At 67.1% G+C, this 8,954-nt stretch carries 5 protein-coding genes and 3 pseudogenes; 2 read left to right on the top strand and 6 right to left on the bottom strand.

The window, feature by feature from the left end; genetic code table 11:
* Positions 1 to 906 precede the first annotated feature (906 nt).
* On the bottom strand, positions 907 to 1,236 hold the full coding sequence (locus VKG81_RS19800) for a type II toxin-antitoxin system PemK/MazF family toxin (RefSeq protein ID WP_324398432.1): 330 nt from the start codon (positions 1,234 to 1,236) through the stop codon (positions 907 to 909).
* Positions 1,233 to 1,493, bottom strand: a pseudogene (locus tag VKG81_RS19795) (antitoxin); the annotation flags it as partial. The pseudogene VKG81_RS19795 and the gene VKG81_RS19800, both read right to left, overlap by 4 nt.
* A 276-nt stretch (positions 1,494 to 1,769) precedes the next feature.
* Here VKG81_RS19795 and VKG81_RS19785 point away from each other — a divergent pair.
* Entirely contained in the window at positions 1,770 to 2,168 is a 399-nt protein-coding gene (locus VKG81_RS19785; protein WP_324398430.1) for a PPOX class F420-dependent oxidoreductase, read from the top strand.
* Between the two features lie 776 nt (positions 2,169 to 2,944).
* On the top strand, positions 2,945 to 3,841 hold the full coding sequence (locus VKG81_RS19780; protein ID WP_324398429.1) for a DMT family transporter: 897 nt from the start codon (positions 2,945 to 2,947) through the stop codon (positions 3,839 to 3,841).
* A gap of 120 nt (positions 3,842 to 3,961) precedes the next feature.
* Here the strand turns inward: VKG81_RS19780 and VKG81_RS19775 are convergent, their stop codons facing one another.
* The 4 genes and pseudogenes from VKG81_RS19775 to VKG81_RS19760 form a co-directional block, all read right to left on the bottom strand.
* Positions 3,962 to 5,437, bottom strand: coding sequence for an APC family permease (locus VKG81_RS19775; protein ID WP_324398428.1), 1,476 nt, complete (start codon positions 5,435 to 5,437; stop codon positions 3,962 to 3,964).
* 330 nt (positions 5,438 to 5,767) lie between these two features.
* Positions 5,768 to 6,922: an NAD(P)/FAD-dependent oxidoreductase gene (locus VKG81_RS19770; RefSeq protein WP_324398427.1), complete on the bottom strand. Its 1,155-nt coding sequence runs from the start codon at positions 6,920 to 6,922 to the stop codon at positions 5,768 to 5,770.
* Between the two features lie 218 nt (positions 6,923 to 7,140).
* Positions 7,141 to 8,232: pseudogene (locus tag VKG81_RS19765) on the bottom strand (methyltransferase).
* 98 nt (positions 8,233 to 8,330) lie between these two features.
* A pseudogene (locus VKG81_RS19760) lies at positions 8,331 to 8,954 on the bottom strand (FAD-dependent oxidoreductase); the annotation flags it as partial.

The following is an 8,954-nucleotide window of genomic DNA, read 5'->3' as shown; positions in this document are numbered from 1 at the left end:
GGTGCCTGCATCGGCGGCTTCACAGTCCCGGTACCCGACGAGGTCGACACAGAGATGTCGACGGAGATAAGGAGTCTGCACGATGAACCTGAAGAAACGACTCGCGGGAGCCTCTCTCGCGGGTGGCTTGGGCCTGGCCGTTTTGGGCCTGGGCGCGGGCATGGCATACGCGGACCCACCTGGCGGCCCATGCGGTGGGCCCCCCGGTTCTCAGTGTGGCGGACCGGGCGGACCCGGCGACCATGGTGGACCTCCGCCACCGCAGGGCGGACCAGGTGGGCCCGGGGGCCCGCAGGGAGACTTCCATGGACCTGGCGGGCCTGGTGGACCGCCGCCGCCGCAGGGCGGACCAGGTTGGCCCGGGGGCCCGGGAGACTTCCATGGACCTGGCGGCCCTGGTGGACCTCCGCCGCCCCAGCAGGGCGGCCCGGGCGGCCCCGGCGGCGGTCCCGGAAACTGGGGTCGACCCGACGACCAAGGCTGGCGGGGCCACCCACCGCCGTGGGGCCAAGGGCCGCCGCCGTGGGGATTCGGTCCGCCCCCGCCGCCCCCGTGGCAGGGACCGCCCCCGCCCCCGTGGGCACCTCCTCCGCCGCCGTTCGACTACTACGGCCAGCAGGTCAACCCGGTGTTTGACCCGGGATTCCAGCAGTGGGGCTTCTGGTTCTTCGGCATCTGGATTCCGCTGTAACAGCCGACGAGACGGTCGCCTTGCCTTTCCTCAGCCTGGCCACGGCGACCGTCATCGGCGCTCGTCGCCGATGCCCGGCGACGGCGGCTACCTGCACGGCGCGGCCCACACAGTCTCGTGTCACGCCCAACGCGGCGCCTTCGTATACGGCGGCGATTCCCCGCACGACCCGCTGGTGTCGGTGCTCAGGGCACTGATCACCCGATCCCACCCTGTCATCGAGAGCAGTCGACCGCGACCTCGAGGGCTGCGCAGATGGCGCGCATTCTGGTGTCGGCAAGCCGGCCAAGCCGGCTGACCAGTACTGTGACCGAGACACTTTCGACCGAGTCCAGGTTCACTGCCGAACGGCGGGGGATAGGGTCGGAATCGGGTTCCAGAACAACCTCGCTGGCCAGTCCACGAATGGTCGTTGTGCAGGGTGCGACGAGCGTGCGTCGAAGCCGAGGGATCGCTACTTCCCGCGACAGCACAACGACTGGGCGCCGGCCGATCTCGGCCATCTCGCACCACCACACCTCCCCGCGTGCCGGAAGCGCAATCAGGTGGCGCCGACCGCCCGCCGCCACGAGGCCAGGTCGCCCCACTCGTCGGGTTCCTCAGCCGGGTGCTCGTCGTAGGCTGCATAGCTCGCGTCCACCTCGGCCGATCGATGACGGGCGAGCAATGCCCCCAGGGCCTCATCGATGAGGGCCGCGTCACTGATCCCCGACCGCAAACTGCGCGCACTGCTCAGCAGCTCGGCGTCCACAGTAGTGCTCAAGCGTATGCGGTTCATGCCATCAATATGCCACAAATACGGGTTGACGCCGACGGCCACACTGGGCCAGCCAGCGGACCGACGTGTGCGCCGACGATGTGGCGTCAAGCCTGCTGGGCATCTTCCTGGCCAGCCGCTCCTCCGACCAGGCTCAACGCATGCTCGACTTGCTCATCGACGGCGTGATCGCCACGCGATGATCCTGACCGCGCCGGAAATTAGGGACCACACATTCAGCACATTCAGCGCCACAAGATCCTCGACGAGTACCCATCGATTACTCGGGAGGACACGGCGACGACCGGACCGGAGGAAGCCATGACGAACGACCCGACAACCTCACTCAGCGAGCACCGTTTCGTCTCGCTCACCACGTTCAAACGCAGCGGCGAGGGCGTGTCAGCGCCGATGTGGATCGGCCGTGACGGCGGCGACCTGTTCGTGTGGACGCCGGCCGATAGCTGGAAGGTCAAACGGGTCCGCAACAATCCCCGCGTCCTGCTGGCACCGAGCGGCCGTACCGGCAAGGTCCGCCACGGCGTTGTGCCCGTCGAGGGCACCGCGCAGATCATCACCGACCCGGCGACGGTGAATCGCCTTGAGACGCAGATCCGTCGTAAGTACGGCCCGGAGTACCGCGTCGTCACGCTGGTCGAAATGATCGTGGCGCGAGGCCGCAAGCCACGGGTCATCCTCCGGATCTCATTATCGGGCTGAAGCGTTGCCAACTCGCCGATGGCGGTGGCTTGCCGGGGTGCGTTGTGATCGCCGCACACGGTGATCGTGCGTGACCACTCCTCAGACCCGAGTGTGGCGGTCGCCGGTGGCTTTACCAACTTGTTTTTCGCCTTGTCGATGCCGCTCATGGCCGGTCTCCTGCGCTGCGCTGCGGTCCCACGCGGGCTTGGCCTGGCCTCTACCCGCGGCACCATCGTGAATACATCACCTGACTGCGCCGACCAGGCGCTCGCGGTTCGCGATCGGCCGGTGCGGGAAGGGCGCCACGGCACGACCATGTTTGGGCGGGCACCACGCCCGGCGAGAATGGCTTCACCTACGGCCTGCTGTTCGCGCGGGAACAGGCGCTCGCCGCCGATCGCCGCCGTGACACACGAAAACTGTTGTGAGCCTGGCCGACCCGACCCGGGCGCTTTGAGGCGTATCCGGACGTAACTGGCGTTGAGGTGGCTGGCTTCCTGGCGTGTAGCCGGGAATACCTAGTGGCTCTGGGCATTCGATGCGGTCTGTCGATTGGCTGGCGAGTTGCGCACAGCGGCAACGAGATCATCAAGGGGGTGTTCGAGCATGACGGCGTGTTTGGCGAGCGCGCCGTCGGCGGCGGTGATCTGGCAAGCGGGCTCCCCGAAACCAGACATCGCCGGGGTACGGCGCACGCAGTGGTGGGTAAACGGGGAAGGATCGCAGAGCAATCGCCGTTCGGGTGGGCACATCGAGCATCGCCGATCGGCTGCGTACACGAAGAAGCGGGAGAGTTGAAGTCGCGAGATCTGCTGGCTGTGCTGATGGCGCTGCTCGCCCCGTTCTTCGCGGCTCTGGGCATCGTGATCCGGCAACGCGCCACGGCCGACGTCCCCGACGAGGTGGTGAGCGCCAGGGCGGTCGTGCGCAACCGAATGTGGTGGGCCGGAACCGCGGCCGCGTTGGCCGGCTATGTCTGTCAGGCGTTGGCCTTATCGAAGGGATCTCTGCTGCTGGTGCAGCCGTTGTTGGTGTCGGCGCTGCTGTTCGCGTTGCCGATGAGCGCGGGGCTGTCTCATCGCCGCGTCCGCCACAGTGACTGGGGTTGGGCGCTGCTGCTCACCATCGCACTGGCGGTGTTCGTGTTGGTGGGGCAGCCGCGCGGCGGTCATTACCGTCCACCGGTGCCGGCGTGGACGCTGGTGACGGTGGTGATGGTGCCTTCCGTGGCAGCGTGTGTGGCCGTGGCCGCTCGTGTCGGTGGTCGGCAACGGGCCGTGCTGCTGGGGGTCGCGGTGGGGGCGTTGTTCGGAACGGTCGCGGTGCTGACGAAAATGTCGATGCACCGTCTCACCGAGGGCGGCCTGCCGGCGCTGTTGTCGGTGCCCGCTCCCTATCTGCTGGTTGTGCTCGCTGTGCTGGCAATGATGTTGCAGCAGTCGGCTTTTCGCGCCGGAGTGTTGGAAACGTCGGTCCCGGCCATGCTGGTGGTGGAACCCCTGAGCGCATCGCTGCTCGGGATCGCCGTGCTGGGCGAGTACTTTGCGGTGAGCGGGCCCGCGGCGGCGGTGCTTCCGCTGGCCGCGCTCGCGATGGCGGCCGCCACCATCGCGCTTGGTCGCGGCTCGGCCGCCCGCGAGCAAAACGCCGTGGAACCCACGGGCGCCGTGCCCGGCGCAGAAAGGCTTTAGCCCGCCCAGCCGGTTTCGGTCTGCCTACCGGTAACCTGCTTGCGCAGTGCTTGGGCTCGTTGCGGCACGGCCGTCGTGAGATCGAGCGGAGATGCAGCTGGAGGCGGATGCCGGCCAGGCTTACCCCGCCGTTCCCGCCTCCCCCGACGCCTTCCAGTCCGGCTTGCGCCGCCACTCGAGCAGCAGCGGTGGGAGCACCCCGAGCGCGAGAATCCCGGCCAGGATCAGCAGCCCGTATAGCAGGGGGTTCGCGTGGCCGAACTGTGATGGTGGCACGAAGCCGATCAGGAACGCGGCCACCGATGACGCCGCTCCGAGTGCGCACTGCAGGCCGAGCGCGGGTGCCCTGTACCCACGGGGATGGTCGGGTTGCCTGCGCCGCAGCCTGATTGCGGCAATGAACATCAGCCCGTACATGATCAGGTAGACCTGGGTGGCCATCGCGGCGAATATCCAGTACGCGCTGTTGACATTCGGGATCACCGCATAGAGGAAGCCGATGACAGTTATCACGACGCCTTGTGCGATGAGGATGTGCAGCTGGATGCCCTCATCGTTGACCTTCTGGAAGTACCGGGGAAGGTAGCCCTGTTCGCGTCCGATCCTGAGCAGCCCCTCGGACGGGCCGTCAAGCCAGGCGATCATTCCGCCGAGGGCCCCAATCGCCAGCGCGAGCGCGACCACGGGCAGCGCGAACCCGAGATGGAGGTGCTTGAGTAGGGCATCGAAGGCCTGCATCAACCCGGCCGTGAGGCTGATCGTCTGCGCGGGGATTACCCATGAGATCGCCAGTGTGGGGAAAACGAAGACGGCGACGACGAGTATCGAGGCGACGAACATGGCCTTCGGGAACTCTCGGCCCGGGTCGCGCAGCTCGTCGACGTGTACGGCGTTGACCTCGACACCGGCGTAGGTGAAGAAACTGTTGACGATCAGCACGATGCTCGCCAGCCCGTTCCATGCCGGCAGGACGTGGTGAACGTCCATCGGCGCCGCCGAATGGTTGCCCTGCAGCAGATAGATCATGCCGAGAACGATAAGCAGCGCCCCGGGAATCAGGGTTCCGATCAGGGTGCCGCTCGAGGCGAGCTTGGCCACCAATCCGGGCCCGCGAGACGACACCAGCACGCTGCCCCAGAACAGCACGACGATGATCACCGCGGTGTAGACGCCGTTGTTGGCGAGGCTCGGGTCGATCACGTAGGCCAGCGTCCCGGCCACGTAGGCCAGCAGGGCCGGGTAGTAGAAAATGGTCTGCGCGAACTGGCACCACACTGCGAGCAGCCCCATCGGCGCGGAGATGCCCTCGCGCACCCAGTTGTAGACGCCGCCCTGCCACCCCGAGGCCAGCTCGGCGGAGACCAGCGACGCGGGCAACAGAAACACGATCGCCGGCAGCACATACAGAAACACTGAGGCCAGTCCGAACACCGACAGGGCCGGCGCGGAGCCGAGGTAGCCGACGGCGCCAACCGTCATCATCGCGACGGCGGTCCAGCTGATGAACGTTGGGCCCCGTTGACGCGCCGCGGCTTTGTCCCTTGAGCGCGCAAACACCCGGGGTGCGCGCAGGCGCGCGGGGCCAATCGCGTGCATGATGCCCATCGTGCGGTCAGCTTAGTGCGCACGGTCGCACAATCTCGACAGTAACGTGCATCCAGCCGGTCAGCGACGAACTACTCGAGCCGATAGCGTCGGTTCGATCGCGGCCACCAAATCCCAGGCCAGTTCAGTTTCCTCGTGATGACGCACGGAAGCCTCTGCCGTGCAGAGTGATCCGCTGCCGAGTAGACCGGCCAAAGCCGCCGCGGCGCGCGACACGTCCGCTGCGGCCAATACGGCCGCTGTGCCAAGGAGCTTGGCGTGTCAGGCTATTCGCGATTGACCAAAGACAAGCTGATCAGATTTGCAACCACTGACACCGGCTCAGTCCAGCGGTACCGGCACCGGGCGGCCCTCGGCGATCAGGGTCTCACCCAGGTCATAGTCGCCGTCGGCGTTGCACGTCAACACGCCGACCGCGGCGCCGTCAGTCTCATACCAGACGGTGAAGCCGTGGTCGCGGCTCAGCAGTCGGCTGCGCTGATAGCCGTCACCCCAGGCGTGGTACTTGATCGTGGTGTCGCCGATCGTGGTCCAAAAACCCGGCAGGCTATCCCACTTCGCCGACCCACCTGCTGCTCCGGTGCCGGCTACCGTGCCCTGGTCGATCGCATCCTGCCAATGCTCGACCGCCAGGGGACGACCCGCGGTGGTGTTGAACGCCCATGCGACGTCGCCGGCGGCGAAGACCCCTTCGGCCGACGTGCGCATATCGGCCCCGACAACGATGCGGGACTGCTCCACTCGTAGGCCGGCCGCCTGCGCAGCTTCGCTGTTGGGCGTCACCCCGGTCGCGGCGAGCACCAGGTCGGTGTCGAGCGTGACACCGTTGTCGAAGAGGACCGCCCGCCCGTCGATTGCCTGGACGGCGACCCCGCCGGCATAGCGGACGCCCGCCGCATTGAGTAACCCCAACAGCCGTTCGCCGGCCTCGGCGCCGAGACGCTGTTCCTGCGGGACGGTGTCGGGGGCGACCAGGGTCACCGTGACCCCCTGCAGTGCAAGGGAAGCCGCGGCTTCGCAGCCGATGAATCCGGCACCGATGACCACCGCGGAGGACGCCTGTGCGCCCGCCCGGCGCAACCGGGTGGCGTCGGCGAGCGACCGCAGTTGCAGCGCCGCATCGCCGCCGGGGATCGGCAGCGGCGTCGGTCTGGCGCCACAGGCGAGCACCAGCGTCTCGTAGGGGACCGAGGTCCCGCCGGCCGTGACGCGGCGCCCGGCTACATCTATGTGCTCGAGGGTCGCCCCGTCCACTACCTCGATGGAGCGCTCACGAAACCACTGCGGGGGATGCAGTGCAACGTCGTCGGTGTCGCCGCGCAGGTATTCCTTGCTCAACGGGGGTCGCGCGTACGGAAGGTCCGGGTCTTCGGTGAAGATCCGCACCGGCCGGATTTCATCGTGGGCACGAAACGCTTCGGCGGCGCTCACGCCCGCGGGTCCGCTACCGATCACGATTACGCCGGGTGCATCCATCGTGGCGGCATACCCGCTGCCGGTCGCTCACACACCGCATTGCCGTCACCGTCGTTGGGCAAGTACGCGAGCACCTCGTGGCCCTGGGTTCCAGTCCAGGATCCGATCGGCCCACCACCGCAGATCCTCGGCGCGCTGGGAGCCGCCGTAAAGGGTCGGCGGATCGGGACCGTGCAGCCGCCCCGGCTCGCCGGCGCCCGGTCATCCGGTCGTCGTAGTTACGCGGCTCTGTCCTCGACCACGCTGAGGGGTGACGCGGTTTGCACCACCCGTGTCATCCGGAATCCGGCTTGGGTGAGCAGGTCGCGGTACTCGGCCGCAGTGCGTTCGCGGGCCCCCAAATTCAGCAGCATCTCCAGATCAACCCATTTTTCCGGGAAGTCACGGTCGTGATTGGGGATCACGAACTCGACCAGCAACACCGTGGCTTCCGGGCCGGCTGTCGCGCGAACATTACGCAGGATCTGCACCGCCTTCTCGTCGGGCCAGTCGTGGATGATGTTCTTGAGGACGTAGGCGTCACCACCGCCGGGAACGCTGTCGAAAAACGACCCCGCCGCGATCCGCACCCGGTCGGTGACATTGTGCTTGCGCAACAGGCTCGGGGCGCTCGCGACGACCCGCGACAGGTCGTACAGGACGCCCTGCTAAGCCGGCGCCGCCGCCAGGATGGAGGCCAGCAGGGTGCCGTGCCCGCCGCCGACGTCGACGATCGTGGGGTGGGCGCTGAAGTCGTAGCCGGCGACCACGGGCGCCGTCGTCAACTCCGAAATACTCGTCATGGTCTGGGTGAAGAGTTCGGCATGCTCGGGCTGCTCGGCGAAGTATTCGAAGCTTTCCTTGCCGTGCAATGCCGCCACCACCGCATTCCCGGTTCGGATGGATTCCACCAGCAGGGTCCAGCGTTCGCGCTGCTCCCGCGACCCGTAGAACCGCGCCGCCCAAGTCATCGACACCGGTGCGTCGGAACGCAGCGTGCCGGCAGGGGAATTGAGCTCATAGCGGCCGTCGCGGCGATGACGGAAGATGCCCCGGCTGATCAACGCCCGCAGCAGCCGGCCCAGCGCGTCGGCGTCCGCGTCCACCCGGGCCGCCAACTGGTCGATCCGCAGCGGCCCATTGGCGAGGGCATCGGCGACGCCGAGTTGGACCGCCACCGTGATCGCCTGCGACGTCCAGGTGGCAAGGATTGTCTCCATCATCGCCGCCGGCGCGGGTGTCAGCCGTTGATGGAGCCGATACAGGTGGTGGCGGATCCACTCGACAACGCGGGCCAGCTTGGCGGGTGGAACCTTGGCGGTCATCGCCATCACCTCACCTCCACAAATCGATGGTCAGCAGCGGACACACCGGGTAGAGAGGTGTCAATCGGGGTAGTGTCGGGCGACTCTTTCATCGCCGTCGGCGAGAGGTGAGTACTCGCCGCGGCCCCGAGGTTTCGGCTGATCTTCGCGGACATCCGGCGGTGACTTACCGAACGCAGAAACATCGTCAGTGCCCAGGTCATGAACCGGTCGGGGATCATCGCCGCCGGTCTCAGCACGGACTCACGGTGGGACACCTGCAGCGACGCGACCCAGGACACGGCCTTGACCTTGCGTCGCCTGGTGTTCTCGTACCAGCGCAGCGCGCTCGACAGATCACTGTTGCTGCTGTTCATTCCTATCCGGAAACCCGAAAGTGCCTTGCACAACACCATGGTGTCGAGCAGCGCCTGATTGGCCCCCTGCGCGGCGGTGGGCGGCATCGTGTGTGCGGCATCGCCGAGCAACGTCAACGCGCCTTGGCCCGGCGTGCGGGCAATCGGATGCCGAAAATGTGGGAACGGCGAACGGGCCAGATCGTCGTCGGTCAATGTCGCGAGTACTCGATCTGCCAAGTCGGACCATCCTGTGAAATGGGACCGGATCGTGTCGATCGGACGTTTCGGTCTGACGAAGTCGGCCGACCATGGCAAGTCGAACCACCACTGCAGATCGCAGCCTCCAGCCGGCCACAGGCCAAGGCTTCCGTGCTCGCCGACAACGATCAG

The sequence above is a fragment of the Mycobacterium sp. genome, assembly GCF_035314905.1.
Classification (GTDB): domain Bacteria; phylum Actinomycetota; class Actinomycetes; order Mycobacteriales; family Mycobacteriaceae; genus Mycobacterium.
The sequence above is the reverse complement of the archived record's forward strand: the minus strand, read 5'-3'. Positions and strand labels throughout refer to the sequence as shown.

Bases quoted from the DNA above. Each gene is read 5' to 3' on its own strand.
- VKG81_RS19770 (WP_324398427.1), bottom strand. From the start codon at position 6,922: ATGGATGCACCCGGCGTAATCGTGATCGGTAGCGGACCCGCGGGCGTG.
- VKG81_RS19785 (WP_324398430.1), top strand. From the start codon at position 1,770: ATGACGAACGACCCGACAACCTCACTCAGCGAGCACCGTTTCGTCTCG.
- VKG81_RS19775 (WP_324398428.1), bottom strand. From the start codon at position 5,437: ATGCACGCGATTGGCCCCGCGCGCCTGCGCGCACCCCGGGTGTTTGCG.